General features: G+C 60.8%; 23 protein-coding genes. 11 read left to right on the forward strand and 12 right to left on the reverse strand.

Going from position 1 to position 25,294, the window contains the following annotated elements; genetic code table 11:
* Positions 1-25: 25 nt before the first annotated feature.
* Complete coding sequence (locus B0G76_RS19925) at positions 26-1,072, forward strand: phytoene/squalene synthase family protein (RefSeq protein ID WP_120294098.1); 1,047 nt, start codon at positions 26-28, stop codon at positions 1,070-1,072.
* Between the two features lie 306 nt (positions 1,073-1,378).
* Positions 1,379-1,627: a hypothetical protein gene (locus tag B0G76_RS19930; protein ID WP_120294099.1), complete on the forward strand. Its 249-nt coding sequence runs from the start codon at positions 1,379-1,381 to the stop codon at positions 1,625-1,627.
* Between the two features lie 264 nt (positions 1,628-1,891).
* Here B0G76_RS19930 and B0G76_RS19935 read toward each other — a convergent pair whose 3' ends face one another.
* The 5 genes from B0G76_RS19935 to B0G76_RS19955 form a co-directional block, all read right to left on the reverse strand.
* The gene (locus tag B0G76_RS19935) at positions 1,892-2,209 is read right to left on the reverse strand and encodes a DUF4148 domain-containing protein (protein WP_120294100.1); all 318 of its coding nucleotides are present in this window, start codon (positions 2,207-2,209) and stop codon (positions 1,892-1,894) included.
* A 173-nt stretch (positions 2,210-2,382) separates the two neighbouring features.
* A complete protein-coding gene (locus B0G76_RS19940; protein WP_120296567.1) occupies positions 2,383-3,957 on the reverse strand; it encodes an alkaline phosphatase family protein in 1,575 nt (524 codons plus the stop codon).
* A 218-nt stretch (positions 3,958-4,175) separates the two neighbouring features.
* A complete protein-coding gene (locus tag B0G76_RS19945) occupies positions 4,176-5,039 on the reverse strand; it encodes an ABC transporter permease (RefSeq protein ID WP_120294101.1) in 864 nt (287 codons plus the stop codon).
* Between the two features lie 16 nt (positions 5,040-5,055).
* The gene (locus B0G76_RS19950) at positions 5,056-5,850 is read right to left on the reverse strand and encodes an ABC transporter ATP-binding protein (RefSeq protein WP_120294102.1); all 795 of its coding nucleotides are present in this window, start codon (positions 5,848-5,850) and stop codon (positions 5,056-5,058) included.
* A gap of 53 nt (positions 5,851-5,903) precedes the next feature.
* Positions 5,904-6,923, reverse strand: a complete 1,020-nt coding sequence (locus tag B0G76_RS19955) for an ABC transporter substrate-binding protein (protein WP_120294103.1) — start codon at positions 6,921-6,923, stop codon at positions 5,904-5,906.
* A gap of 293 nt (positions 6,924-7,216) precedes the next feature.
* Here B0G76_RS19955 and B0G76_RS19960 point away from each other — a divergent pair, with 293 nt between their 5' ends.
* The 7 genes from B0G76_RS19960 (at position 7,217) to B0G76_RS19990 (ending at position 13,385) form a co-directional block, all read left to right on the forward strand.
* Entirely contained in the window at positions 7,217-7,894 is a 678-nt protein-coding gene (locus tag B0G76_RS19960; RefSeq protein ID WP_120296568.1) for a response regulator, read from the forward strand.
* On the forward strand, positions 7,884-9,278 hold the full coding sequence (locus B0G76_RS19965; protein WP_120294104.1) for a sensor histidine kinase: 1,395 nt from the start codon (positions 7,884-7,886) through the stop codon (positions 9,276-9,278). The genes B0G76_RS19960 and B0G76_RS19965 overlap by 11 nt, the downstream gene beginning before the upstream one ends.
* A gap of 37 nt (positions 9,279-9,315) precedes the next feature.
* Positions 9,316-10,698 (forward strand): sensor histidine kinase, encoded by a 1,383-nt coding sequence (locus tag B0G76_RS19970; protein ID WP_120294105.1) that lies wholly within the window; start codon positions 9,316-9,318, stop codon positions 10,696-10,698.
* A 25-nt stretch (positions 10,699-10,723) separates the two neighbouring features.
* On the forward strand, positions 10,724-11,422 hold the full coding sequence (locus B0G76_RS19975) for a response regulator (RefSeq protein ID WP_120294106.1): 699 nt from the start codon (positions 10,724-10,726) through the stop codon (positions 11,420-11,422).
* 229 nt (positions 11,423-11,651) lie between these two features.
* Positions 11,652-11,792 carry a hypothetical protein gene (locus B0G76_RS42940; protein ID WP_183082099.1) on the forward strand — a complete coding sequence of 47 codons (141 nt, stop codon included), beginning with the start codon at positions 11,652-11,654 and terminating at the stop codon, positions 11,790-11,792.
* A gap of 343 nt (positions 11,793-12,135) precedes the next feature.
* On the forward strand, positions 12,136-12,891 hold the full coding sequence (locus tag B0G76_RS19985; protein WP_120294108.1) for a hypothetical protein: 756 nt from the start codon (positions 12,136-12,138) through the stop codon (positions 12,889-12,891).
* 74 nt (positions 12,892-12,965) lie between these two features.
* Complete coding sequence (locus tag B0G76_RS19990; RefSeq protein WP_259460648.1) at positions 12,966-13,385, forward strand: histidine kinase; 420 nt, start codon at positions 12,966-12,968, stop codon at positions 13,383-13,385.
* Positions 13,386-13,480: 95 nt separating this feature from the next.
* Here the strand turns inward: B0G76_RS19990 and B0G76_RS44875 are convergent, their stop codons facing one another.
* Positions 13,481-13,762, reverse strand: coding sequence for a transposase (locus B0G76_RS44875; protein WP_120294109.1), 282 nt, complete (start codon positions 13,760-13,762; stop codon positions 13,481-13,483).
* Between the two features lie 434 nt (positions 13,763-14,196).
* Here B0G76_RS44875 and B0G76_RS20000 point away from each other — a divergent pair, with 434 nt between their 5' ends.
* Positions 14,197-15,078: an EAL domain-containing protein gene (locus B0G76_RS20000; RefSeq protein ID WP_120294110.1), complete on the forward strand. Its 882-nt coding sequence runs from the start codon at positions 14,197-14,199 to the stop codon at positions 15,076-15,078.
* Here B0G76_RS20000 and B0G76_RS20005 read toward each other — a convergent pair whose 3' ends face one another.
* The 5 genes from B0G76_RS20005 to B0G76_RS20030 all read right to left on the reverse strand — a co-directional run bounded on the left by B0G76_RS20005 (position 15,079) and on the right by B0G76_RS20030 (position 21,676).
* Positions 15,079-15,285 (reverse strand): hypothetical protein, encoded by a 207-nt coding sequence (locus B0G76_RS20005; RefSeq protein ID WP_120294111.1) that lies wholly within the window; start codon positions 15,283-15,285, stop codon positions 15,079-15,081.
* 26 nt (positions 15,286-15,311) lie between these two features.
* Entirely contained in the window at positions 15,312-16,580 is a 1,269-nt protein-coding gene (locus B0G76_RS20010; protein ID WP_120294112.1) for an isoprenylcysteine carboxylmethyltransferase family protein, read from the reverse strand.
* A gap of 76 nt (positions 16,581-16,656) precedes the next feature.
* Positions 16,657-18,156 carry a collagen-like triple helix repeat-containing protein gene (locus B0G76_RS20015; protein WP_120294113.1) on the reverse strand — a complete coding sequence of 500 codons (1,500 nt, stop codon included), beginning with the start codon at positions 18,154-18,156 and terminating at the stop codon, positions 16,657-16,659.
* 270 nt (positions 18,157-18,426) lie between these two features.
* Entirely contained in the window at positions 18,427-19,587 is a 1,161-nt protein-coding gene (locus tag B0G76_RS20020) for an iron-containing alcohol dehydrogenase (RefSeq protein ID WP_120294114.1), read from the reverse strand.
* 541 nt (positions 19,588-20,128) lie between these two features.
* Positions 20,129-21,676: an MFS transporter gene (locus B0G76_RS20030; protein WP_120296570.1), complete on the reverse strand. Its 1,548-nt coding sequence runs from the start codon at positions 21,674-21,676 to the stop codon at positions 20,129-20,131.
* 296 nt (positions 21,677-21,972) lie between these two features.
* Between B0G76_RS20030 and B0G76_RS20035 the strand changes: the two genes are divergently transcribed.
* The gene (locus B0G76_RS20035; protein ID WP_120294115.1) at positions 21,973-22,914 is read left to right on the forward strand and encodes a LysR family transcriptional regulator; all 942 of its coding nucleotides are present in this window, start codon (positions 21,973-21,975) and stop codon (positions 22,912-22,914) included.
* Here B0G76_RS20035 and B0G76_RS20040 read toward each other — a convergent pair.
* Complete coding sequence (locus B0G76_RS20040) at positions 22,911-25,100, reverse strand: TonB-dependent siderophore receptor (RefSeq protein WP_183082100.1); 2,190 nt, start codon at positions 25,098-25,100, stop codon at positions 22,911-22,913. The two genes, B0G76_RS20035 and B0G76_RS20040, sit on opposite strands and share 4 nt — an antisense overlap.
* Between the last annotated feature and the right edge of the window lie 194 nt (positions 25,101-25,294).

A 25,294-nucleotide genomic window follows, 5' to 3' on the forward strand; every position in this document is an offset into this window, starting at 1 on the left:
GCCCAATCCCGACCCGATCCCACTCATGCCGAATCCGACCCGGGCCTTTCTTCTCGGCCCGCTCCTGAAAGGCGTTTCACGCTCTTTTTATCTCACCCTGCGCGTGCTGCCCGCCGGGATGCGCGATCCAATCGGCCTCGCGTACCTGCTGGCGCGCGCGGCCGACACGATCGCGGATACCTCGCTGATCTCGCCCGAGCAACGCCTTGCGTTGCTGCTGTCGCTGCGCGACCAGGTCAACGGCGCCCCGGACGATGGCGCGCTGTTCCAGCGGATGGCTGCCGAAGTGGCAGGCCAACAGGTCCAGTCCGACGAAAAGGTCTTGCTGGAATCGCTCGGCCCCGCGCTTGAGGTGCTATCGCAACTGAGCGAGTCGGACCGGAAAGCCGTACGCGAGATCGTGTCGACGCTGACCGAGGGCATGGAATTCGACCTTCGCACCTTCCCTGACGAACGTTCCGGCCAGATCGCCGCGTTGCGCGAGTACGAGGAACTCGACCGCTATACCTACCTGGTGGCGGGTTGCGTCGGCGAATTCTGGACCACCATGACCTACGCACACATGCCGGGCACTCTGAAGGAGCGGCCCGAGATCATGGCGCGCCGCGGCGTGCGTTTCGGCAAAGCGCTGCAGATGACCAACGTGCTGCGCGATTGCGGCAAGGATTTGCGGATCGGCCGCTGTTACCTTCCGCAGACGATGCTCGATCAATACGGCCTCAGTGCGCAAGATCTTTTGCAGCCGGTCAACTCCGTTCGCGCGCGGCCTCTGATGGTCGAACTCGTGCGCAAGGCGCTGGATCATTTCCGTGAGGCACTGGACTACACGCTGGCGATTCCCGCGTTCTCGGTGCGTTTGCGTCTCGCGTGTTTGTGGCCGATCCTGATCGGCCTGGATACGCTGCTGTTGCTGGTCGATAATGATGCCTGGCTCGACCCGGCCAAAGTCTCGAAGGTCCGGCGCAATCAGGTGTATCGGATCATTGGGTCTTCACTGCTGCTGGTGCCTTCGAATGGCCTCGTGCGGGCATCGGTTGAAAAGCGGATCAGGCAAATCGAAGCTCGACTTTGAGTGCCAGCCCTCAACTTAAAGTGTTGAGGGGAAGTCAGACCCTGCAAGGCTGATTCGAAGCGCGAAGAAAAAATCCCCGCGCTTTTTTGTACGAATGCCTGGAAACGCATTCAATGACACTGCTTTTAAGTCATTCAGTCTCACTATTATTTCGCTGTGCAATGCCGCCAGGATTTTGCCAGCAGAGCCAGAGCCCCGGCAGAACCCCATAACCTAATCTGCATCATCGAATCGCCATCAATCGGGAAACCCCTAGCATCCTGCGTCTATGGTTCGCGTTAGTCTCTTTAAAAGAGGAGACGATCCATGAGACAAGCGTTCAATATTGCCGTGGTGCTGTTGCTTGGCTATTTGATGGCAGATAGAGCGCTGATGCGCGCGCAAGCCGGAGAGATGGGGGCAATTACGTGCCACCAAGGCGCGGAGCTGGTCAAATCGAATGCGTTGAAAAAGGGTTTCGGCGACACCGGAGCCAGCAGCCAGGGTGAAAATTTCCTGTCGAGCTGTCTCGTCACGGGCCGTGGACAGGTGGGCGATCTGATCGCTCGCGAATAGCGCTGGCGGCCTGGCATCGCTGAGGTTTCATCCAGACGTAGCATGACAAAAAGAAAATGCGCCCAGACCCTGAAGGTCCAGGCGAAGTCATCGGGAGCCCGATGACGGAGGTAACGAATACAGAACTGGCCCGCGATCGGGGATGCTCGATCGCGGGCCAGTTCGTTTGAATCAGGGCGCGCGGCGGGTTGCGCGCCTGGCGGCAGATCAGGGCAAAGGGCGGGGCCTCTGCGGGTCGTGCCGCTTCAAAGCCAGGTTGCCAGCTTAGTTGCCGAAATACACCGACTTCGGACCGTTCGCCGGAACCGGGCGGCCCGACTGCGACGAGCCGCTCACCGCACTGCCGTAACCGCTTTCCGCAACTTGTGCGGTACCGTTTTGCGCGGCGACACGGCTCTGTGCAGCCTGAATGTCAGCCGGGTAGTACGGGTCGGAACGGGCCGGCTGGTAGCCGGCCTTTTCGAGTTGAATCAGTTCTGCACGCACCTGAGCGCGGGTCGCGGGCTGGTTGGACTGCGCAAACGAGGCAACAGGAGCGGCCAGCACAGCAGCGATAACAACAGCTTGAATGAGCGATTTCATGATGAACTACCTCCAGTTCGATCTTTATCTTGCTACGAGCGGTCTTGTTCGTAGTCAGTAATTGCATTGTAGTTTTGCGATCTGGCCGGAGTAATCGTCAATTCAGGTAAGGTTTGTTACGAAATTTGATATAAAAAGGGGGGCAGTTGATGAACCCTTGGCCCCGCCGCTCGCTACGAACGCGGTGCCGCGACCGGTGCGCCGTCTTTCGGTGTCGTCGCGGGGACTTGGGCGGACTGCATGAGCCGGGTGAACGCCTGGCCGGTGCGCGCTTCACGATCATCCCGGGCTTGATAGAAGTCCTGGCTGAGCCACTGCCCGAAACGCATCATCGCCGAGCCCAGCGCGCTTTTTAACCTAACCCATCCTGTTTCCGTAAGCGCGGGCTGCGATGCCGAATCCACCAGGTCCGCGGTCAATTTGTCCAGTTCTTCGTGCAAGTGGTCGGCGAAATGATGGAGTCCATGCTGATTGCTGTTCGACGACTTCCTTTCCAGCTCTACGTGCTCCGCAATCAGCGATTGATTGGTCACGCGGATAAAAGGCACCGTATCGGTCCGGGCAAGGCCCGTCGAGCGGATCGCCACTCCGATGCTTGCCGCGGCCTGAGTACGATTGCCGAGTGGCCCGAGCTTCCACTTGTCACAGAGATATTTCAGCAGGCTGCAATGATCGAATTGCGTATGACACACGCCGGCATCGCACCATGGAGAGACGAGAATCGCGGGGACACGCACGCCGAGTTGCGTGAAGGGGAAATTGTCCGTGTGTTCGTCGGGCGCTACGGCGTTCGACGGCGGAGGCACATGGTCGAAGAAACCGCCGTGTTCATCGTACAGGATGACTAACAGTGTGGTCTCCCACAATGCCTGGTTGGAACGCAGCGCGTTGTAGGTGTCGGCGATCAGCTTCTCCGCCTTCATGATGTTGTGCGGCGGATGATCGTCGTTCTGTGCTTCGCCGAAGTATTTCGGTTCGATGAGAACGAACGCCGGAAACTCGTTTGCGGGGCCGGCTGCATCGTCGAAGAACGTGTCGAACCGCCGGTAATTGACGAGGTTCTTTTCGTGCCGCTGGTTTTTTAGCAGCAGCGATGCTGGAAAATCGTAGAAGTAAATCTTCCACGTTTTCTCGCCGTCATTCAAACGGTCGAAAATCGTGTCCTGGTTTTGCTCGGTGTACCACCGTGGATTCAGGGCGTCGAGTCCCACAGGCATCTCCACCTCGCCCATCGACGTACCTGTCAACGCGAAATAACGGTTCGGCCAGGTTGGGCCGGGCAAGGATGAAAACCACTTGTCGCACACGGTGAACTGCTCGCCCAGCGCGTGTAACGCCGGCAGAAACCCGTGCGGGTAATAGCCCATGATGTCTTGCCGGGCGGCGAGGGTGCTCTTCGGGTAGTCGCTCACGAATGATCGAACGAAGCCGCTGTTGTTTCCCGCGATCTGGGCCAGCACAGCCTTGTGGCCGTGATCCGGATCGTGCTGCATCTGCCGTTCTTGCGTTGCCTTGGGGAGAAATGTGTGGCCCTGGCCGTCGTCGTTAGATTTCGACGCGGCGTTGCGTATGCCATCCAGACCGGCGTGCACCGTGTCGAGACAGCCGAGCATCTGATCGAAGGAATGATTTTCCATCAACAGCAGGACGACATGTTCGATCCGGTCCTTCGGCTCGTTCGCCGCCGTTGCCGTATTTGACGCGTTTGTCTCGCTTGCTGCCGCTTCGCCGTCGTGGACGTCACTCATATTCATCGCTCCAGCAGAGGGTGAATGGATTTTTCGTGCGTACTGCCGTGTCAGCTCGATCAGATCATGTCAGCGTTGCAAACGTAGCGCAAAACGCGCCGTTGCGAAAGCGTGTTGTACGTCGATCCGTTATGCTGAATGAGTGCAAGGCGGAGCAAAACAGGAATAAAAAAGGGCGCCGAGGGCGCCCTTTTTCGCAATACGACCTGACGGTCAACTCAAACCGCCGTAGGCCGCCACTTCAACAGCCGCTGTTCGACCGCGGTCAACAGATAGTCCGCAGCCAGTGCGACCACGGCCAGCACGATCATTGCCGCGAACACCCCGCTTGCGTTGAACGCACCTTGCGCCGTGGAGATCAGCAGGCCGATACCTTGCTTCGAGCCGAGGAACTCGCCCACCACCGCGCCGACCAGCGCAAAACCGAAGCTCACGTGCAGGCTGGCAAGAATCCAGCTCAACGCCGACGGAATCACCACCGAGGTGGTCACCTGACGGCGCGACGCACCCAGAATCTGCGCATTCGCGATCATGTAGCGGTCCGCTTCACGCACGCCCTGAAACGCATTGGCGAACACAACGAAGAACACCATCACCACCGCCAGCGCCACCTTCGAAGCCATGCCGAGACCGAGTGCAATCACGAACACCGAGCCGAGCACCACGCGCGGGATCGAGTTGGCGATCTTGATGTAGAGGCTGAACACGTCGGAGAGCAGCTTGTTGCGGCCGAGCAGGATGCCGCAGAAGATGCCTGCCACCGAACCGATAATGAAGCCGAGCCCGGTTTCTTCAAGCGTGACCCACACCTGCGTCAGGAGCGGACCTTGCGACGTACCGTTCACGAACCAGTCGATGATCTGATCGAAGATCGCAGTCGGCATCGAGAAGAAGAACGGATCGATCCACTTCAGGCGCGCGGACAATTCCCATCCGCCGAGCACGACCACCAGCACGACAATGCGCAGCGTGACCACTAGCGCATGGCGTTGCCGGATGCGTTTTTGCGCGACACGCTCGACCTGGGCGAGCGTCGCGGGATCGATGCCCGAAGGCATCGTCTGTTGAGGGGTAGTAGACATGTTTGCCGTTCCTTGATTAACCGATCTGCACTTCTTCGCGCAGGTCATGCCAGATGTCGCGCGAAATTTCGATGAAACGCGGGTCGTAGCGAACTTCCGACGTGACGCGCGGACGCGGCAGATCGATTTCGTACACTTTCTTCAGCGTGGCCGGGCGCGCCGTCAGCACGAACACACGGTCGGCGAGCGCAATCGCTTCTTCCAGATCGTGCGTGACGAACACCACCGAGCCGGCGCCGCCCCACAGTTGCAGCAATTCGTCCTGCATCAGCGTGCGGGTCTGCATGTCGAGTGCCGAGAAGGGCTCGTCCATCAGCAGGATTTCCGGCTTGTTGATGAAGGTTTGCGCCAGCGCCACGCGTTTTCTCATGCCGCCGGACAGTTGATGCGGATAGTGCTTGCCGAACTTGTCGAGGCCCACGCGGCGCAGCCATTCGTTGGCTTCGTCGTACGCGGCGGATTTCGAGCGGCCGCGATAGAGCGGGCCGGCCGCCACGTTGTCGAGTACCGAGCGCCACGGAAACACGGCGTCAGCCTGGAACACGAAGCCGATGCGCGGATCGATGCCGTCCACCGGCGCGCCCATCACGCGCACTTCGCCGGTGGTCGGCTTCAGCAAGCCGGTGATCATGCTGAGCGTGGTCGACTTGCCGCAGCCCGTCGGACCGACAACCGCGACGAACTCGCCGCGTGCTACCGACATGCTGAATTCGCGCAATGCGATCGTCGCTTTGCCGTCGGGAGAAATGAAACGGCACGATACGTTGCGGAACTCGATGGCGGGCGTATCGCGTGACATAGGTTGATTCATCGGCTGGTGCCTCGTCGTTCTCTTGATGTTGAAGGGGCGTTACTTCAAAGGCATTACTTCGCCGCGGTCTTGACCGCTGTCGAGACGTAGTCGTTGGTGTACGTCTTGGCGAGGTCGATATGCTTACCCTTCACCGAAGGATTGAATGCCGACAGCACCTTCAGGACCGTGTCCGGGCCGTCGGCGGGCATCTTGCCGTCCTTCGTGAACATCGGCAGCGACGCCTTCAGCGCGCCGACGTACAGGTCCTTGTTATTACCGTAGTAGTCCTTCGGCATCTTCGCGGCAATATCTTCCGCGCTATGCGTCGCGATGAAGTTCAGCGTCTTCGCGAAGGCGTGCGCGAGTTTCGCGGCGTCGTCCTTGTGCGACTCGGCCCATGCGCGCTGCACGTAGAAGCTCGAAGCCGGATATGTGCCGCCGAGCGCGGCGCGCGTGCCTTCCAGCGTGCGCATATCCACCAGCACCTTGGCGTCGCCGGTCTTCAGCAACTGCGAAACGGTCGGCTCGGTGGTCATGCCCGCGTCGATGCGGTTCTGCTTGATGGCGGCGATAAAGCTGTTGTCCGCGCCAACCGGCAGCAGCGTGTATTGCGTGGACGGCACGCCCGCACGCTGCGCGAGGTATTGCGTGAGGAAACTGGTCGACGAGCCGAGGCCGGTCACGCCGAGCGTCTTGCCCTTCACGTCGGCCATGCTCTTGAGCGTTTCGGAGGCCTTGGTGGAGACCATTTCCACTTCACCCGGCACCTGGCCGAAAATCACCAGTGCCTGGACTTCCTTGCCCTTGCTCTGCAGGTCGATGGTGTGATCGTAGAAGCCCACCACGCCTTGCACCGCGCCTGCCAGCAATTCGTTTTCCGCATCCACGCCGGCCGGTTGCGAGAGGATTTCGACGTCGAGGCCTTCGTCCCTGAAGTAGCCGAGCTGCTCCGTGAGCTTGGCCGGCAGATAGATGATCTTGGTGGCGCCGCCAACCATGATCGTCAGTTTTTCGGCGTGAGCCGCGGCCGATGCGGCGGCAAGGGTGAATGCAACACCTGACACGGCGGCAATCTGGCGCAAGGTACGCATGGAGCAGTCTCCTTAGGTTTAGTCGCCGCTATGTGTGGATGCGGCGCTTTCTGGATGAATGACGTGGATTATAGAAATTGAAAACCTTCTGGCAGCTTTCGGGGCTGTCGGGAAATCATGGGTGTTAACCCGAGAATTCGCCGCAACTTGGCCGCAACCCCGCTGCAGTCTGGCCGCAGCCCGGCCGCAAACGCCCCCACGCGTTGCGCAAACCGTTCCGGACGCGCGCAAAGCCCTTGTTTTACGGCACAATCGGCGTCCTGACTTTTGCTGTTTATTTCGCCGGTCCCGCCATGAAGCTGCTGCTAATCGAAGACAACCCCACGCTGGCGCACTGGCTCGCGAAGATGCTGGAGCAGGAAGCGTTCGCGCTCGACGCCGTGCAGGACGGCGACTCGGCCGACCGCCTCCTGCGCACCAATCACTACGACGTGATCCTGCTCGACCTGAATCTGCCGAAGCTGTCCGGCAAGAACGTGCTGCGCCGTTTGCGCCAGCGCGGGGACGCCACACCGGTGCTGATCCTGACCGCGAGCGGTTCGATCGACGAAAAAGTGGAGCTGCTCGGCGCCGGTGCGGACGACTACCTGGTGAAGCCTTTCGAAGTGCGCGAGTTGATTGCGCGGATCAAGGTGGCGATCCGCCGCCAGTCGCCGTCGAAAGCGAGCGAAGTAGTGTGCGGCGATCTCGCGTTCGACATCGACACACGTCAGTTCACGCTGAAGGGCGCGCCGCTGAACGTCACGCCGCGTGAGCGCTCGGTGCTCGAAACGCTGATTCTGCGTCTGGGCAAGACGGTGACAAAACCGGCCCTGGTCGACGCGATTTTCACGCTCGCGGACGAGCCGAGCGAGGACGCGGTCGAGATCTATATTTCGCGGTTGCGCAAAAAGCTCGACGGCAGTTCGGCAGCGATCGTTACGCTGCGTGGGCTGGGTTATTTGCTGCGCAAGAAAGAAGATGACCAATAGTCTGCGCATGCGCCTGCTGTGGTGGCTGCTGGTGCCGCTCGCGCTGTACGTGTTCGTCACAGGCAAGGCCGAGTACGACAACGCGCGGCGCACGGCAGATCTGGTGCAGGACAACCAGCTCATTTCGTCGGCGCGCATGATTGCCGGCGAGGTGGAATGGGTGGACGGTTTTCTGCGCGTGGACGTGCCGCCCGCCGCGCTGGAAATATTCGTGTCGCCGTACCGCGATCAGGTGTTCTACAGCGTGCGGGTCGACGATGGCCGCCTGCTGGCGGGCACACCCGATTTCCCGCAGCGCGCGGCGCAAGCGCCCGACACGCCCGATCACTACGACGCCGAACTCCAGGGCCAGCCTGTGCGCGCGGTCGGATTAGTGCGTCTGATGTACGACAACGGCGCGACGCGCCGCGTGCGCGTGACCGTGGGCAAGACGGTGCGCTCGCGCGACGCGATGGCGCAGCAATTGTGGCAGCCGCAACTCGTTCGGCAGATCGAGATGATCTTGCTGGCCGTCGCGCTGGCCTGCATCGGACTCACGTTCGAACTGCGGCCGCTGATGAAAGTGAAGGAAGACGTCGCCGATCGCGACCCCATGCAGCTTGAGCCGATTCGCGTCGAACGCCTGCATACCGAGTTGCGGCCCATTGTCGAAGCGATCAATCAATGTATCGCGCGGCTCGGCGTGCAGGTGGCCGCACAACGGCGTTTTATCGCCGACGCCGCGCACCAGTTGCGTACGCCGCTCACACTGCTCGGCACGCAGTTGCAGTTCGCACGCCAGCAGGATGGCCTGAATCCCGCGCTCGACGAAGCGCTCGCCGCGATGCATCGCAGCAATCGTTCGATGGTCGGGCTCACCAACAAGTTGCTGCTGCTCGCGCAGGCCGAGGCCGCCGACAACACGCAACTGGCGGTGGAAACGGTGGATCTGGTGCCGCTTGCCATGGAAGTTGTGGAGGATCTGGCGCTGCTCGCCCAGGCCCGTGACATCGATCTGGGCGCGGAACTGAGCGGCCCCGCGCCGGTGGCCGGGCACCGGGGCCTGCTTCAGGCGCTGATCGCCAACCTCGCGGAGAACGCGATCCGGTATACCGGCAGTGGCGGCCACGTCACGGTGGCGGTGAGCGCGCTGGCCGATTCGGTCGCCGTGTCGGTGCTGGACGACGGCCCCGGCATTCCGGCCGAGTCGCGCAACCGGGTGTTCGAGCCGTTTTTCAGGGCGTCGGCGGATACGGAAGGAACGGGCCTCGGCCTCGCCATCGTGCGCGAAATCGCGGACGCGCACCACGGCGAGATCGTGCTCAAGCCGGGCGAAGGCGGCAAAGGCGTGCATATCACGGTCACGTTTCCGCGTGCACCGGCGGAAGCGCTTCCGCCGGGTTAAATCAGCCGCTTCATCCAGAACAGAGGAACGACGAATCGTGTTTTCAGGCAGTTTGCGCGGACGCTTGCTGTGGTGGCTTTTGCTGCCACTGGCGGCGTTCGTTTCCATTTCCGGCATGATTTCGTATCGCAACGCGCAGACCACGGCCGACCTGGTTCAGGACAACGCATTACTATCGTCGATGCGCATCATCGGCGAGGACATCGACTGGGATAACGGCAACGTTTCGATCCAGATTCCGCCGGCCGCGCTCGAGCTGTTCGAATCGCCGGAACAGGACAGCGTGTTCTATCGCGTCGAAGCGAGCGGCAACCGCTTGATGGCCGGGAGTCTTGATTTGCCAGTGCCGCGCGGCGTGAGCGACGTCCCCATGCTGTACTCGACGCATCTCGACGACGGCCGCGCCGTGCGCGCGGCTGCATACGTGCGGCAGTTATACGATTCGGGCCGCACTGAAGAAGTCGTCGTGGCGGTTGCGAAGACGGAAGGCTCGCGCGACGCGATGGTGTGGCGTTTGTTGCGTCCGCAACTATTTGGCGAGGTGCTCACGCTGGTGCTGGCTATGGTGTTCGTCTATCTCGGCCTGACCTTCGAACTGGGCCCGTTGATGAAGGTGAAAGACGACGTTTCCGATCGCAACGCGTCGCAACTTGAACCGATACGTGTGGCGCGTTTGCATGTCGAATTAAGGCCTATCGTCGAAGCGATCAACCAGTGCATTGCGCGCATGGGGCAGCAGGCCGCAACCCAGCGGCAATTCATTTCCGATGCCGCGCATCAGTTGCGCACGCCGCTCGCGCTGCTGCTTGCGCAGATCCAGTTTGCGCGGCAACGTGAGAATCGCGACGTGCCGCTCAACGAAGCGCTGACCGGCATGCATAAAAGCAGCCGCAAGCTGACTACCTTGACGAACAAATTGTTGCTGCTCGCTCAGGCCGAGTCCGAGGCGCCCGCCAATACGCGCGAACGGGTCGATCTGAGCGCGTTGATCGCGGGGGTATTGGAGGAACTGATTGCATTTGCGCAGTCGCGTGCAATCGATCTGGGTGCCGAACTGGAAGACGGTTTGTACGTGACCGGCGACGAGGCATTGACTGCGGCGCTCGTGACCAATCTCGTCGACAACGCGCTGCGCTACACGCAACCCGGCGGCCGCGTCACCGTGCACACGCAGCGCAGCAATGACAGGGCGATCGTGCGTGTGATCGACAATGGACCGGGTATCAAAGCCGAAGCGAGGGCGCGCGTGTTCGAGCGGTTCTATCGCGCGTCGAGTCACGCCGACGGAACCGGACTCGGCTTGCCAATCGTGCGCGAGATCGCTCATCGGCAAGGCGGCAACGTCACGCTTGAACCGGGAGAGGGCGGGGTTGGGCTGGTCGCCACCGTCGAGATGCGACTATGGTCGGCAGCGGTTTGATGCGCCGACATATCAGGGGAGAGCTATGAAACTGTTGCTCGTTGAAGACGACGCTGACCTCGCGCGCTGGGTGATGAACCTCATGCAGGTCGAGAATTTCGCGGTTGACTGGGCGCAGGATGGCGAGCGGGCGGAGACGCTGCTCGGCCTGCAGTGCTACGACGCGGTGCTGCTGGATCTGCGCTTGCCGGGCATTGGCGGAAAGGACGTGCTGGCGCGTCTGCGCCGCAAACGCGACAACGTACCGGTGCTGATGCTCACCGCCAACGGTTCGACCGACGACAAAGTGGCCTGTTTCTCGGCCGGCGCGGACGACTACGTCGTCAAACCCTTCGACGCACGCGAGCTGGTGGCGCGCATCAAGGCGCTGATCCGCCGCCAGGCGGCCGGCGACAAGGGCCAGTCGATCGACTGTGGCGATCTTCGCTACCTGTTCGATTCCCGCGAATTCGTCCTACAAAATGAGCCATTGCCGTTGCGGCGGCGCGAACACGCCATTCTTGAAACGCTGATGCTGAAGCAGGGCAAGACGGTCTCGAAGTCCACGCTGATGGACAAGGTTTTCACGCTCGACGACGAACCCAGCGCCGACGCCATCGACATCTACATTCACCGCTTGCGCAAGCATCTGGCCAGCTCCAGCGCGAAGATCATGACCTTGCGCGGGCTCGGCTACATCCTGCGCGAAGAAGTCCCGCACGAAACGTTTGCCGAGGCGTTGTAACGCCTTGGCGCGATTCTGAAGCGTTCACTCGAACACCTGCGCTCAGAACGCCGTGTGCATCTAGCATGCACACGGCGTTATTTGCTTGTCCTGAATGCGTTAATTCACTTTGGTGGCGGCCTCCTTAGCGAGCAGGCGTTGCGCCTGCTGGTCGCCCTTTCCTGCTTCCTGCGCGGTTTGAACCGACGTCTCGCTTGCTTCAGCCAACAGAGCACGTGCGGCACTGCTGATGTTGACCGTGTACGACGAAGCGGAGGCGCTGGTGCTCGACCCCGTAGCCGACGATGCGCTCGTGCTCGATGCCGGAGCGGTCGGCGCTGAACCCGATGTCGACGCGGTCGATGAGGCCGATGCTTGTACGGCGCTATGACCGATTGCCTGAATGGACATTCAAATCTCCCGATAGAAAAAACGTGTGTGCTGCGCTCTGTCTATCCGCCTCGATCCGGAGTGCTTGAGCAGTATATTTTTTGATTTTTTCGAAGTCCTTAAGCATCGCTTAAGGGGCGCTGAAGGTGTCCTTTATCCATTCATTTCCGCGCCGCGATTCGCCGGTTTTATCGGCATCTTCCGTAAGGTTTTCATAAGGTTCGCCATTGCACTATGCGTCGCATTGAGCAAGGGCACGCGCGCACTTGCTCGCAACGTCGAATGAAGTGCCTATTAATGGGAGAACCAGCTTGTTAGAGACCTCGACTTATCGTGTTGCCGAAATGCGCAACAAAGTGCCCGAGGCAACCCTTGTCTTCTGGGCAATCAAGATCATGGCGACCACCGTCGGCGAAACCGGCGCGGATTATCTGGCCGTGCACGTGGGGCTCGGTACCGCGCTCACCGGCGGAATCATGCTCACATTGCTGATTGCCGCCCTGGCCGTGCAGCTTCGCATGCGCAAGTACGTGCCGTGGATTTACTGGCTGACCGTGGTGCTGGTCAGTGTGGTCGGCACGCAGATCACCGATGCGCTGACCGACAAACTGGGTGTCAGTCTCTATGTCAGCACGATCGTGTTTGCGCTCGCGCTGGCCGTGGTGTTCGCGCTCTGGTATCGCAGCGAGCGGACGCTGTCGATTCACACCATTTACACGACGCGGCGGGAGCTTTTCTATTGGGCTACCGTGTTGTTCACGTTCGCGCTGGGCACCGCGGCCGGCGATCTTGCAACAGAAGCATTGGGGCTCGGCTTCATGATCGGTGCCGTGGCATTCAGCGCGCTGATCGCTCTGGTGACCGTCGTCTATTACGTCGGCGGGAATCCGGTGCTGACTTTCTGGCTTGCCTACATTCTGACGCGGCCGTTGGGTGCCTCGTTCGGTGATCTGCTCTCGCAGTCGCAGGCATATGGCGGTATCGGCCTCGGCACGATCAATACGAGCGTCTTGTTCCTGAGCGCAATCGTCGTACTCGTCATCTTCGCAAGTGCAGTCGAACAGCGGTCCGTGCGCGCTGTCGCCGCGCGCGAACCTTGAGCGTGCGCCGCTCGAAAAGTCGTACACGTCCTTCATTTTCAATCGTAGATCGGATCAAACGGAAGAGAACAATCATGAATCAACGCACTCTCAGCAAAGCCGTCATCGCTTCTTTTATCGCCATCTCCGCTATCAGCTTTGGGCATCGCGAGGCGGCCGGGATCGGTTTTTCGTCAGCCGAGGCGGCAGAACCCGTCAAGGCGTCGAAGCTCGGCGACCTGTCGCCGTTCCGCAAGATCGCGGCCGACACGGCGGTGCTGGTCGGCAAAGGCGATCTCGCGGGCGGCAAGACGCGCATCAAAGATCTGGAACTTGCATGGGACGACGCCGAGCCTTCGCTGAAGCCGCGTGCCGCGGCTGACTGGCACACGGTCGACAAAGCAATTGATCGCGCGCTGAGTGCGTTGCGCGCCAGCGCGCCGAATGCAGCGGAATGCAAGCAGTCGCTCGGCGATCTGCTGGCGGTGGTGGATCGAATGAACGGCAAGGCCTGACGCGTTACCGGGCACGAGAAGTCACAGAAGCGACCTCTGCGGCAGCGGATCGCTTCTGAATCGATATGGCATGCGAAGCAATGTTTTTCGCTAGTTCAGCAGCAGATCGACAGCGCTGAATCGCACAGCGGAAGACGCTCATTCACCTGGTCTAAAACGCCCGTTTTTTTCCAGGTCATATACCGAAGATAACAAGTCTGCTGCGGCGGAAAAGTGGCCGGAAGCCTGTGCCATTTTTCTTTCGTTTGGAGCACCCAGAGTATCGCGTTGAGAATCTCACGATCGCTGCGACGAGGACGCCCGCGGCCCGACGAGACCATAGGAAAGAGATTCTGGACACGCGCCCAATCGGCGTCGGTGAGAGGTATCTGAAGCATTGCCCGCCTTGAATGACTGTATGGGGAATGCGCAGTCGTTGCATGCTGCGTTGATGCCGATACTAGTAAATTTTTTTTTATCGGTCAATTATTACTGGTGCGGTGCGGAATACTAATTCACCACCCGTTGTACGGCAATCTTATTCGTCATGCATGACAGAGTCGCCTCGGAGTGAAGGGGCGGACTCGTGATTATCCCCTTGTCTAATGCCCCGCGCGGCGCACCGTAACGTCGATGCAAAACGCTACGTAACATTCGCGTTCAACCCCACGTTTGGAAATAAAAATTGCGTCCCGACAGGCTTAATCGGATCGCCGCAAACCGTTGTCCCGTAGGGTTTATCGGTCCTGGTCGCTGTTAGATTGCGCAATGAACGTGCTGCTTGGCACGACATGTGCATGCGTTAGCCCGGTTAAATAATTGCATCTACGCCATGCTAACGCTCGACTATCAAAAGCCTGTATCGCTCGCAACTACGTTCGGCACGCGTAACGCTTGCATTGCGCAGACCGATTGGGACGACTCGCGTGGCGACGCCATGGCGCTGAGCGACCTCGAAAACCGCGTCCGTGACGGTCTGCGAGAGGGCGAGTTTCATCTCGTGTTTCAAGGTGTCTATCGCGCCGCAAACAGAGCGCTGACGCGTCTCGACGCGCAGGTTCGATGGACGCATCCTGACTACGGGCTACTGCTTCCCGGCATTTTCATGATGCCGCTCGAGCACCCGGAGGTCGCGCGGGAGATGGCCTTGTTCGTCATCGATGGCGTGTGCCGTGAGCTGCGCGACTGTCTCGCTTCGAAGATGGCGCTGTTGCCGGTTGCGATCACGGTGCCGGCGCAAGTGGCCGTGCTCGAATCGTTTGCCGACGATCTCGCACGCATCGCACGTTCGTATGGTGTGCCCGCCAACCTGCTTGAGATCGAAGTGCCCGATAGCGCCGACGCGGCGCGTTTCCTGGCTTTGCGTACCCTGACGGCCGGGCTTCGGTCGGCGGGAGCCGGCATCTCACTGGGCAAGTGGGGCAACGGCGCATCTTCGCTCGCTCTGCTCGGCGCGCTCGACGTGGACACCGTCACGATCGCGCCTGAACTGATCGCCACGGTCCCGCGTGATCCTCGCGCCTGCGTGGTGGTATCGGCATTACTGGACATGCTTCGTGCGCTTGACGTGCAGGTCGTGGTGAACGGTGTCGAGACCCAGGCACAGTTGCAATGGTTGACTCGCTCATGGCCTGAAGCGCTGGTGCAAGGCTTCCTGTTCTCGCGCCCGAAGGCTGGCCTGGCCCATGTCCTGGCGCTCGGCCGCGAGCAGTGATCAATCACGACACAGGACGTTACGTAACGTCCTGTGTGCAATGCCGTTCAGGCGAGCGCCGATTACCGGCTGATCGTTGCGGTTAATCGCGCCTTTCACGCAATCGGCACACTCGTCTGTTTCCACCGGGAACAGATCGGAAATGGGTAAAAAATACCGATAATAGGCACCGCGGCAGCGATAAATGGTGCGTCGCAGCAACTGCATGCTGCCGTGTTCGTAGAAAAAACACCTTATTGAAACGCACGTGTGATCCTGGCGAACAGCCCATTGCGCGCGATCCATTCAGCGTAAGCACGATAGTCGGGATCGTTCATCAGATGCCGTTCCTCGGTTTTGGCGCGCAGGAAATACACCAGATTCACGGTCGCGAGTGCGACGCAGTGCGTGAGCGCGATGCGCCAGCCCAACGGTTCGACGAACGGCACCGAGACCATCCAGAACGATAGATTCTTCGTGATGTAGGCGGGATGCTTCGTGAAGCGATAAGGGCCCGAGGTGATGATGCCGCGATTGGTCAGGTTCGAAAACCGCAATCCGAACGCGATGGTGGAAAGCGCGTAGCAGAATACGAGGGCGATGATCATCGTGCCCCAGATGATTCGGATAATCGGCACGGATATCAGCCAGTTGTCCCAGAACATCGAGCCTTCATAGTGGATGTACTGGTTCGAGATCAACGACCAGAACGGCTGGTAACAGATCAGCGCAACCAGCCAGCCGAACATGGTGGGTTCGGCGCTGCGCACATGGGTATCGAGAATGCGCAGTGTGCATAGATAACCGACTGTGCCGAACATCAGGTCCATCGTGAAGGACAGGTCGTACATGAACCTGAACGTCGAAAGCGAGAACGGCGCGTTCATCGCGGTCGCAAACGATGCGCCGATATGGTCCGCGTCGGTGGACAGATAGGTGATCATCAGCGGCAGGAAGAACGCTTTCACCATCCATCCGGCCAGCATTTCACGCACGGGCTTCCAGTTGGCCGGGCGCTGCCCGGAAAACACGAGGCGGCCCCACAACATATAGGCATCGTCGACTTCGCGCTGATGCCGGTCCATCCACGCAAAATAAAATGGCGCGGCGACGATCAGATACGGTGCGAGCGTACGGATCAGGGACCAGAAGGGGATGTAGAACGTGCCGTGATATTCGGGCAATAGCCAGTAGAGCAGACCGATGCCGACATACACGGAAGCCAGTGCGGCAAGACGCAAACCCACGCGCGCAAGACTGAGCGGCCGAACCGCCTGGCCGGCAAGTCCGGCGCTTGGGCGGAGATACACGCGTGCGACAAACAGCTCGTATAGCGTAATCGTTGCGATGATCGCGACACATGCGGCGGTGCTGCGGCCCGCGCCATCCAGTGCGGTGCTGTCGCGTAGCAGCCAGAGCGTCAGAAGGCCGGCGACGATGCCAAGCAGGCCTACCGAAAACGGCGTCGCCGAACGCGGCCGCTGCTCATGCACGTGCGCTACGTTATCCAGAGTGGAGTTCATGTCATCCTCGTGTTCATGACATAGATAGCGGCCGGGTTTTTGATTTTTGAATCCCGGCCGCTGGTCGAACTACGGCTTATTTACCCGCGACACCACCCAGCAATCCGGTCACGAGATTCGTCACCGGCGCCAGCGGATTCGTGCTGGTCGAGCCGCTACCCGCACCACCGGTCAGACCGGTTACAAGGCCGGTGACTGGCGCGAGCGGCGAGGTCTTGCCAGCCGCGCCGCTGGCGGTCGAGGTCAACGTGGTAACGAGACTTGCAACGGGGGCGAGCGGTGAGCTTTGGCCCGCGGCGCCGCTCAGCGTCGAAGTCAGCGTTGTGACGAGTCCGGTGACGGGTGCGAGCGGACCGCCGGCGCCGGTTCCGGAGGTGCCGCCGAGCGAACCCAGACTGCCGAGAAGTCCGGTGATCGGTGCGAGCGGGCCGCCAGTGCCGGTGCCGGAGGTGCCGCCGAGCGAACCGAGGTTGCCGATCAGGCCGGTCAGCGGCGGGATGCCGAGGCCGCCGCCAGATCCGCTCGATCCGCCAAGCGGGCCCAGCAGGCCGGCGATCGGTGCCAGCGGGTTGGTGGTCGCGCCCGTCAGCAGTCCGCCGGTGCTAGTGACCGTCTTGCCCAGCTGGCTCACTACGCCGCCGACATCCTTACCCACCTGATCGCCGGTCGCCCCCGACACTTTCTGGCCGGCCGAATCGAGTCCGTTGCCGATGGTGCTCAGCAAGTTATTGAGCGGCGCGCCGAGACCCGTGGTGTTGCCGATGGTCTGCGTCGTATTCGAGACCATCAGGGTGATCGGGTTGATGACCGTGCTCAGTTGAGTCTCGACCTGTTGAACCGGCGCGCTGGTCAGCGCCGAGTTCAATCCCGAGCCAACTTTGATGACGCCGTCGCCCACACCGCCGACAACCGTACCCAAGGTCGACGTGACGGGTGCGAGCGGCGCGAGCGGTCCGGTTCCGAGACTCGTCACCACGCCGCCGACCGCCGTTACGGCTGCGCCTGCATTGGTCACGAGACCCGACGTGGAGGTCAGGGTCGGGCCAAGCGGATTGGTCGAGCTGCCCAGCGTGCCGAGACCCGCGGGCGTGCCGTTGCCGAGCACATTGACGCCGTTGCCGAGGTCGCTGATTGCCGCGCCGAGATTCGAAGTCGCTGCGCCGTTGACGCCGGGGACCGAGGTGCCGGTGACCTTGGAACCCGTATCGGCGACGGTCGTGCCGATGGCCGTGATGAGGTTGCCGCCTTGAGTGGCGACGTTGCCGATAGGCGTGGAGGAGACACCGGAGGTGCCCGAACTGCTCGAGCTACTGGAACTGCTGGAAGTGCCCGAGCTGCTGGAGCTACTGGAGCTACTGGAGCTACTGGAGCTACTGGAGGTGCCTGAACTGCTGGAGCCGGAGGTGCCTGAGCTGCTAGCGCCGGAACTGGAGCCCGAACTGCTCGAGGTTCCGCCGAGGCCGCCCCCGCCAAGCCCGCTGCTGGGAGTACCGATATTGCCGGTTTCGCAACCGTAGAGCGCGAGTAATGTAGACGCCGCGACAGCAATGGCTGTGCGACCGATGAATTTTTGCATGATGTCCCCGTTGAACGACTGTTGGCGGGGACCAACACTGCAAGTTGCGCGCCAAATGGAAGTTATGGCTTCATATCAATGATTGAGCGCATTTGCGATTGAAAACAGGGTGATGTAAAGAATTTATTGCGCATAAAACGCGATTTTTGCTAAAACGGCTACGCCGTGTTCCATGCGCATGCTACGTAACGTGCCTGGGAGGCGTAACGGCGCGGAGCTGCCGCCAACCATCGTAGCGACTTCCTCGCCCACACTTACGCCCCACGCCGATTAAAACGCAGCGGTATAAATCGCCAACGCATCGGCCTCGGTAACAGGCCGGGGGTTATTCACCAGAAGCCGCGTTTGCAACATCGCGTCGCTCGCCATCCGTTCGAGCCCGCTACGTTCGATGCCAACGTCGCGCAACCGGGCCGGAATCGCGGTCGCGGCAATCATCTGTTCGAGCCGTTCGATTAGCGCCAGCGTTTTGCTCGCGGCGCTGCCCGTCAAACCCGGCACGATCACGTCCGCGAGTTCCGCGTACAGATGGGCCGCAGCCTCGGCGTTGAACCGCAACACGTGCGGCAGCACGAGCGCATTCGAAAGACCGTGCGGGACGTGATAAATACCGCCGATCGGATACGCGAGCGCATGCACGGCGGCCACCGGCGAATTGGCGAATGCCTGACCGGCGAACGCCGCGCCGAGCAGCATCGCTTCGCGCGCCTCGCGATTCTGGCCGTTCTCGCAGGCGGGCAGCAGATTGCGTGACAGCAGTTCGAGCGCCTTGAGCGCCAGCATGTCGGACACCGGGTTCTTCAAATGGGCGGACGTGTATGCCTCGATCGCGTGAACCATCGCGTCGACACCGGTTGCCGCCGTCGCGGCCACAGGCAGCCCAAGTGTCAATTCCGCGTCGAGGATGGCCAGGTCGGCGACCAGTTGCGGCGCGACCACGCCCATCTTTTTCGCCTCGCCCACCGTCACGATCGACACGGCCGTGACTTCGGAGCCGGTCCCTGCGGTTGTCGGCATCTGCACGAGCGGCAGGCGTGACACCGTGATCTTGTTCACGCCGTACATCTCGGTGAGGGTCTGCTCCTGTTGCGGAGCCAGCACGGCGATCAACTTTGCTACGTCCATCGAGGAGCCGCCGCCGAGGCCAAGCACGATTTCCGCGCCGGCTTCGCGTGCGCGCGAGGTCGCTTCGAGCACGATGTGTTCGGGCGGGTCCGCGATGACGTCGTCGATTACGGTGGCGTTCCAGCCGTGTGCCGCGAGGTCGGCGAGTGCCGGATTTAGCAGGCCGCTCTTGTGGAGGAAGCCATCTGTTATCACGCAGAGGCGTGTGAGGGATGGGAATTGCGTGCGCAATACCGCGCCGAGGCGGCGTGCCGCGCCGAATTCGACGACCATGGTCGGCACGGTTTGAAACCGGAATGCGTTCATTCTTTTCACCTGCAGGCAAGCGTTGGGGATCGGTTACTTGGACGAGATGGGGGATTCAATGGTTTGGGTTCTGCTGTTTGCTGTTTGCTGTTTGCTGTTTGCTGTCGGTGAGGGGGCCGTTTTGTGCGGATATTAGTTGTACCAGATTTGGATCGGTTTGCTCTAGTCGCCTACGCGGATTGGTTCTCTGGGTTTTTTCTTGGCCTTTCCTTGAATTCTTGGTGGCCTATTAGTGTCGCCCCTGTGCGGGGCAGCACCTACTTTTCTTTGGCCTGCCGCAAAGAAAAGTAGGCAAAAGAAAGCGGCTCACACCGCTAATTTTTAAGCGGGTCCCCCGCACAGTCGCGGTAGTGGTGCATCTGGAATCTGTCTTCTCGCACATTCAGCCCCGGTGACAAGGCCGTCATTCTTCCGGCGGCGCTGCGCGCGCCGACGCGTAGTTCTCGACACCGATCGCGGAGAAACGGAAGCGCTGCAAATAGGCGAACATACTTCCTGCTGTCGCATGCCGACCTGCGGCGGCCCGTGTGTCGCGAACCGTTTAGCACGAGTCGCATCGAGCGACTTGCTGTGCTGGGCCGTTTTCTTCATTTCTCCATCGACGCGACGCGCTTCCCGAAATCACAAAACTTAGCGCTGCCAGCACCCATACCCCAACGCCGCCGTATAGCATTACCCATCCAAACCCTTCGATGAGCGCGGCGTGAACGGCCGTTCCAGAAGGGTCGATCTGCGCCAGTGCGGGGATTCCCTGTCTGACGGCTTCGGCATCGCCCGCAGCGATTTTTTCGGCGAGGTGCGCGAGCAAATCAGTGTCAATCGTCGACGGCAGTCTGGCCTTCAGGTGGAACAGAATGCCGGCGATTAATATCGCGCCCATCAACGCGATGTTGATCGCAAGCGTAATCATCCGCGCACTCATGTCGATGCCGGATGCCATGCCGGCTCGCTCCACCGGAACCGCACCCGTTGTCGTGTTAGTCACCGGCGTGTTGGTCAAGCCGAGTCCGGCGCCGGCGAGTATGCAACCGGGCAACATCGTCAGGGCGTCCGGATGCGCGACACTGCTGCCGTATTTCATCAACATGAAACCTAAGCCGATGATGAAGAGGCCACCAGGAATCGCGATTCCCGAGCCGTAGCGCAACACGAGTCGCTCGCCAAGCGGAGGAAACAGCAGCGTCGGCAGCGTGTACGCAAGTAACGCCAACCCGGCAGTCACGCTGTCGTAGCCAAGGCCGATCTGGAAGTAGATCGGTATGTAAATCATGAAGGGCCAGAAACTGAAATTCATGCCCGCGGAACCCATCAGTGCACCCGAAAACTGCGGAATCCTGAATACCGAGAAATCGAACATCGGACGTGCGCTGAATTGCTCCGCGCAGATAAACGCCACGAAGGCGGCCACTGTCGCCAGGATAATGAAAATCGCGCGAGGGCTCGTGAAGCCAAGGTCCGAGCTCTGCGTGATGAAATACACGAGACCGAAAACTGCCAGCGAAAGCGTGACAATGCCGGCCACGTCGAGCGAGTGCGCGTGCGGATCGCGCGATTCCTGCACACCACCGAAAACCAGCCCCAAGGTGACGATGGCGAGTAGCGCGTGCACCCAGAAGACCCATTGCCATCCGGACACCGCCACGATCATCCCGCCGATGATCGGTCCGAAACCTAAGCCAATGCCGAGAATGATGCCCCAGGCGCTGAACGCCCGTGCACGTTCCGGTCCCTCGTTGAACTGGTGCGACAGCACGGCGACCTGGCAGATCAACATCGCGCCGCCGCTCGCGCCCTGCAACAAGCGCCCGACGATCAGCGTCGGCACACTCTGCGCAAGGCCGCAAATCAATGAGGTCAGGCCGAACAGCGCGATGCCGATCACGAAAATCCGGCGGCGGCCAAATCGATCCGCCAGCGTGCCGGTCGCCATCAAGACCGTCGTCACCGCAAGCGTGTAGGCATTCATGATCCATTGCATACCCTTGAAGTCGCCATGCAAAACGCGCTCAAGAGTAGGCAGGATCACCGGCACGCTCGAAATTTCGAGGCCGAACATCAGTGAAGCGAGGCACACGGCGCCCAGCGCCATGGTGTTTTTGCTGAGGGAGAAGCGAGTCGTCGTTGGCGCGGGTTCGCGAGACGCGGCTCGGCCGGCGCGCGACTGTCGCTCGGTCGAACGATGGCCGGTCTGGGTCGTGGCAATGCTCGCGCTCGACGGTTCGTCGTGCTGTGGCGACGCGTTCCGATATCTGGACATAAGAATTCACCTCGATAGTCGGTGGCCTGAGCCACCAGAGAGTGGGTAATATAGAAGGGAATTACAGTCCCGATTGACGCTATTTGATCCCGGTAATGCGTCTCTGTGGGAACCAATGAGGCAAGCTTATGAGCGACATTCTTGATGGCGTGACGACGTTCGTGCGCGTGGTCGAAACGGGCAGTTTTGCGTTGGCGGCGGAGCGCATGAACCTGACGCGCTCAGCCGTCGGCAAGGTGATCGTGCGGCTTGAAAAGCGCCTCGGCGTGCGCCTGCTTAACCGCACCACGCGCAGCCAGAGTCTCACGGAGGACGGGCAAGCCTATTACGACCGCTGCGTGCGCGCGCTCGCCGAACTCGAGGCCGCCGAAGCCGATCTGGACTCGGGCCGGCGCGAACCCAAAGGGCGTTTGCGGGTGAGCGTGCCGCAAGCCTTCGGCCATCATTGTGTGGCGCCGGTGTTGCTCGGACTCGCGCGCAAACATCCTCAACTGAAGATCGATATTTCGATTACCGACCGCTTCGTGGATGTCGTGGAAGAGGGCTTCGATCTGGTCGTGCGGATCGGGCCGCTAGCCGATAGCGGGAGTCTCGTGGCGCGGCGGCTGGGTGTGCAGTACGCGAGTATCGGCGCCGCGCCTTCCTATCTCGCGCAACGCGGCAAACCCAGCAACGTGGATGAATTGCGCGGACACACGGTCATCACCTACACGCGGGCGGGCGTGGCGCAGCCGTGGGACGTGCTCGATATCGATGGGCAAATCCGCCGCGCGGAGGTCGAGCCGCAGCTCGGCTTCGACGACGTGCAGGGGATTGTCGATGCGGCGATCGCCGGATTTGGGCTGGCGTGGCTGCCGTGCTGGTTGCTGGCGCGTTACGTGCAAACGGGCCAGTTGGTGGCGGTGATGGAAAATTGCTTCCGGCCTTTGCAGGAGATCCACGTTGTGTGGCCGAAAAGCCGGTATCTGGCCTTGAAAACGCGCTGCGCGATCGATGCGCTGGTGGCGGAGATTCCCACTATGGTCAGGGCGCCCGCGGTGGACGCCCCTCCACTTACGCGTCGTGCCTAGAATTGCAACGTGGCGCTAGCCACGGCAGTCCGTGTCGGCGAAGGCGCTACGTAATAGCCCCATGCCGTGGTCCAGTAACGGCGGTTGAACAGATTGTTGATCCCCGCCCGGAACGTCACGTCTTTCCCGTCGATTTTCGTCTCGTAGCGGCCGCTCAGATCGTAAGTGACATAAGCCGGGACGAACTGCGAGTTATCCGCATTGACGGCCTGATTGCCGACGTATTTTCCGCCGAACGCGAGCGTCAACGGACGCAGATACGAAGGGTTGTATTCAACACGTCCTGTCACGGTGAATCGCGGTGCGCCATATACGCGCTTGCCTTCAACGCTCACGTCGTCCACGTCGACCGCCTTCGCGTCGAGCCACATCACGCCGCCCATCACGCGCCATTCGCTCGTCAGCGCAAGCCAGCCGCTGGCATCGACGCCGGTATAGCGCTTCGTGCCGTCCCGCACGAAGATATTGGCCGAGTTCGTATAGTTGTAGCCCTGATCGACGCGGAACAGCGCAAGATTGGCACCCCACTTGCTGTGATCCGTCTTGAAGCCAACTTCGTACTGCTTGCTTTTAAGCGGACCGAACGTAGCAGGGTAATTGAGGTTGGTGTTCGAGGCCGAGCCGCCCTGTTCCAACGATTCGACATAGCTCGCATAGACCGTGGAGGACGGATCGGTCTTGAACATCAGCGCAAAGGTCGGCGTGACCGGATCCGCGCTGTATTGCGACGATACGGCGCCGCTCGGGGCGTACACGTGCTGGCGGTATTGCGTGTACCGCACGCCAACCAGCGCGGACAGGCGTGACGTGAACTGCACCGTGTCGCTCGCGTACACGGCAGCCTGTGTGGTGCGCTGCTGGCGGTACAGGTCGGAGCCGATGCTGACTTCGTCGTTGGTCAGCAAGGTGCTGCCGTACAGATTGCCGTTGCCGAGGAAGTACCCGCTATTCCAGCCCACGCTGTTGCTGTACTCGCTGGTTTGCGTCTCGAAGCCCGCGCCGACCACTACGTCGTGCTTGATGCTGCCGGTGTTGAATTTGCCCTGCACCATCGCGTCGACGTTCTGATAGAAGTAGCGCGTCATGGCCGCATAGAGCGTGTTCGAGTAGTTGCCCGCGTTGTCGGTCACGAACAGGAAGCTGTCCGAATTGGTGCGATTCTCCTTCGCAAAGCGGTACTTCACGCTCGCATGCCAGTTCTCGGAAAGGCGGTAATCGAGGCCCGTGCCGAATGAGGCCATCTCGGTCTGATAGTAGTTCTGCGGCTGCGTCAGCGCATGGGTGACGGTGCTCGCGTCGGGAATGCCGAGGCCGCTGCCGAACATCAGGCCGAATAGCGTGCCGTTGGTTTTGCGCTTCTGATAGAAGGCGTCGGCGCTAAAGATCAGGTCCGGCGTAATGCGGAAATCGAACGCCAGCGAAGCCACCTGGCGGCGCACATGCCCGTGATCTTCAGCCGTGTTGCCGTCTTCGTTGACGAGGTTCAGGCGGTAGCCGAAGCGGTTGTCGTTGCCGAAGCGGCCACCCAGGTCGACCGCCTCGCTGAACACACCGGCCGATTTGTAGCCGATCGAAATGCTGCGGTACGGGGTATCGGTTGGCCGTTTCAGCACGTAGTTGACGATGCCGCCCGGCGAGCCAAAGCCGTACATGAAGCCGGACAGGCCCTTGAGCAGTTCGACCTGCTCGAACGGTTCGAGCGAGAGATCGGTGTCCCACGAGGGGAACGTCTGACCGTCCACCTTGATGCTGTTCAGCGTGTCGATCGGCATGCCGCGCACGGTGAACATCGAGTTTTCGCTGATCGCGTTCTCGCTGCTGACCGATACCGCCGGGTCGTACCTGAACAGATCGTTGGCGGTTGTCGCCATCAGGTCCTGCGCCTCGTCGCTCGTCACCACGTGCGTCGAGAACGGCGTGTCCACCTGCTTGCGCGAACCTAGCGCGCCGGCGCTGACGGTGTCGGCCTGATCCACGGCGGCGTCTTTCGTTGCCGAAACGCTCACGGCCGGCAGCGTGGCGGTGGCGTCGCTCGCCGCGGCCTGCGCCCACCCCGATGACGACAGCGTAGATAACGAAAGGCCGACGCTGACGAACAGCCCTGCACTGAGTAAAGACGGCGTACGGCGGCGGCCGTGCATGAACGTTGGCCGCGCTGGGCGGCCGGCGACAAAGAGTTTCTGCATGTTGTTCGAGTTGGGCAGGGTGGCGCCGACGCACACCAGAAATGTGCGAAACGGCAGCGGGTGAGCGCGTGGTGGTTAAACAGATGCTACAAACATGGATTTCGCATGAATAGTAATGCATATGATTCGCATTTACAATCTATTTCGCATTGCGAGTCATCTATAAGACATCTGTCTTAAGGCATAGGGTAATC

The organism is Paraburkholderia sp. BL23I1N1 (assembly GCF_003610295.1).
In the GTDB taxonomy this organism is placed as follows: Bacteria; Pseudomonadota; Gammaproteobacteria; order Burkholderiales; family Burkholderiaceae; genus Paraburkholderia.

Excerpts from the sequence above, each read along its gene's own strand:
- B0G76_RS19985 (WP_120294108.1), top strand. The coding sequence starts at position 12,136 with ATGCGCAACAAAGTGCCCGAGGCAACCCTTGTCTTCTGGGCAATCAAG.
- B0G76_RS19930 (WP_120294099.1), top strand. The coding sequence starts at position 1,379 with ATGAGACAAGCGTTCAATATTGCCGTGGTGCTGTTGCTTGGCTATTTG.
- B0G76_RS42940 (WP_183082099.1), top strand. The coding sequence starts at position 11,652 with ATGTTGACCGTGTACGACGAAGCGGAGGCGCTGGTGCTCGACCCCGTA.
- B0G76_RS20035 (WP_120294115.1), top strand. The coding sequence starts at position 21,973 with ATGAGCGACATTCTTGATGGCGTGACGACGTTCGTGCGCGTGGTCGAA.
- B0G76_RS19960 (WP_120296568.1), top strand. The coding sequence starts at position 7,217 with ATGAAGCTGCTGCTAATCGAAGACAACCCCACGCTGGCGCACTGGCTC.
- B0G76_RS19965 (WP_120294104.1), top strand. The coding sequence starts at position 7,884 with ATGACCAATAGTCTGCGCATGCGCCTGCTGTGGTGGCTGCTGGTGCCG.
- B0G76_RS20000 (WP_120294110.1), top strand. The coding sequence starts at position 14,197 with ATGCTAACGCTCGACTATCAAAAGCCTGTATCGCTCGCAACTACGTTC.
- B0G76_RS19935 (WP_120294100.1), bottom strand. The coding sequence starts at position 2,209 with ATGAAATCGCTCATTCAAGCTGTTGTTATCGCTGCTGTGCTGGCCGCT.
- B0G76_RS20040 (WP_183082100.1), bottom strand. The coding sequence starts at position 25,100 with ATGCAGAAACTCTTTGTCGCCGGCCGCCCAGCGCGGCCAACGTTCATG.
- B0G76_RS19940 (WP_120296567.1), bottom strand. The coding sequence starts at position 3,957 with ATGAGTGACGTCCACGACGGCGAAGCGGCAGCAAGCGAGACAAACGCG.
- B0G76_RS20010 (WP_120294112.1), bottom strand. The coding sequence starts at position 16,580 with ATGAACTCCACTCTGGATAACGTAGCGCACGTGCATGAGCAGCGGCCG.
- B0G76_RS19955 (WP_120294103.1), bottom strand. The coding sequence starts at position 6,923 with ATGCGTACCTTGCGCCAGATTGCCGCCGTGTCAGGTGTTGCATTCACC.
- B0G76_RS20015 (WP_120294113.1), bottom strand. The coding sequence starts at position 18,156 with ATGCAAAAATTCATCGGTCGCACAGCCATTGCTGTCGCGGCGTCTACA.
- B0G76_RS19945 (WP_120294101.1), bottom strand. The coding sequence starts at position 5,039 with ATGTCTACTACCCCTCAACAGACGATGCCTTCGGGCATCGATCCCGCG.
- B0G76_RS20020 (WP_120294114.1), bottom strand. The coding sequence starts at position 19,587 with ATGAACGCATTCCGGTTTCAAACCGTGCCGACCATGGTCGTCGAATTC.
- B0G76_RS19925 (WP_120294098.1), top strand. The coding sequence starts at position 26 with ATGCCGAATCCGACCCGGGCCTTTCTTCTCGGCCCGCTCCTGAAAGGC.
- B0G76_RS19975 (WP_120294106.1), top strand. The coding sequence starts at position 10,724 with ATGAAACTGTTGCTCGTTGAAGACGACGCTGACCTCGCGCGCTGGGTG.
- B0G76_RS19990 (WP_259460648.1), top strand. The coding sequence starts at position 12,966 with ATGAATCAACGCACTCTCAGCAAAGCCGTCATCGCTTCTTTTATCGCC.
- B0G76_RS19950 (WP_120294102.1), bottom strand. The coding sequence starts at position 5,850 with ATGAATCAACCTATGTCACGCGATACGCCCGCCATCGAGTTCCGCAAC.
- B0G76_RS20030 (WP_120296570.1), bottom strand. The coding sequence starts at position 21,676 with ATGGCGCTGGGCGCCGTGTGCCTCGCTTCACTGATGTTCGGCCTCGAA.
- B0G76_RS20005 (WP_120294111.1), bottom strand. The coding sequence starts at position 15,285 with ATGCAGTTGCTGCGACGCACCATTTATCGCTGCCGCGGTGCCTATTAT.
- B0G76_RS44875 (WP_120294109.1), bottom strand. The coding sequence starts at position 13,762 with ATGCTTCAGATACCTCTCACCGACGCCGATTGGGCGCGTGTCCAGAAT.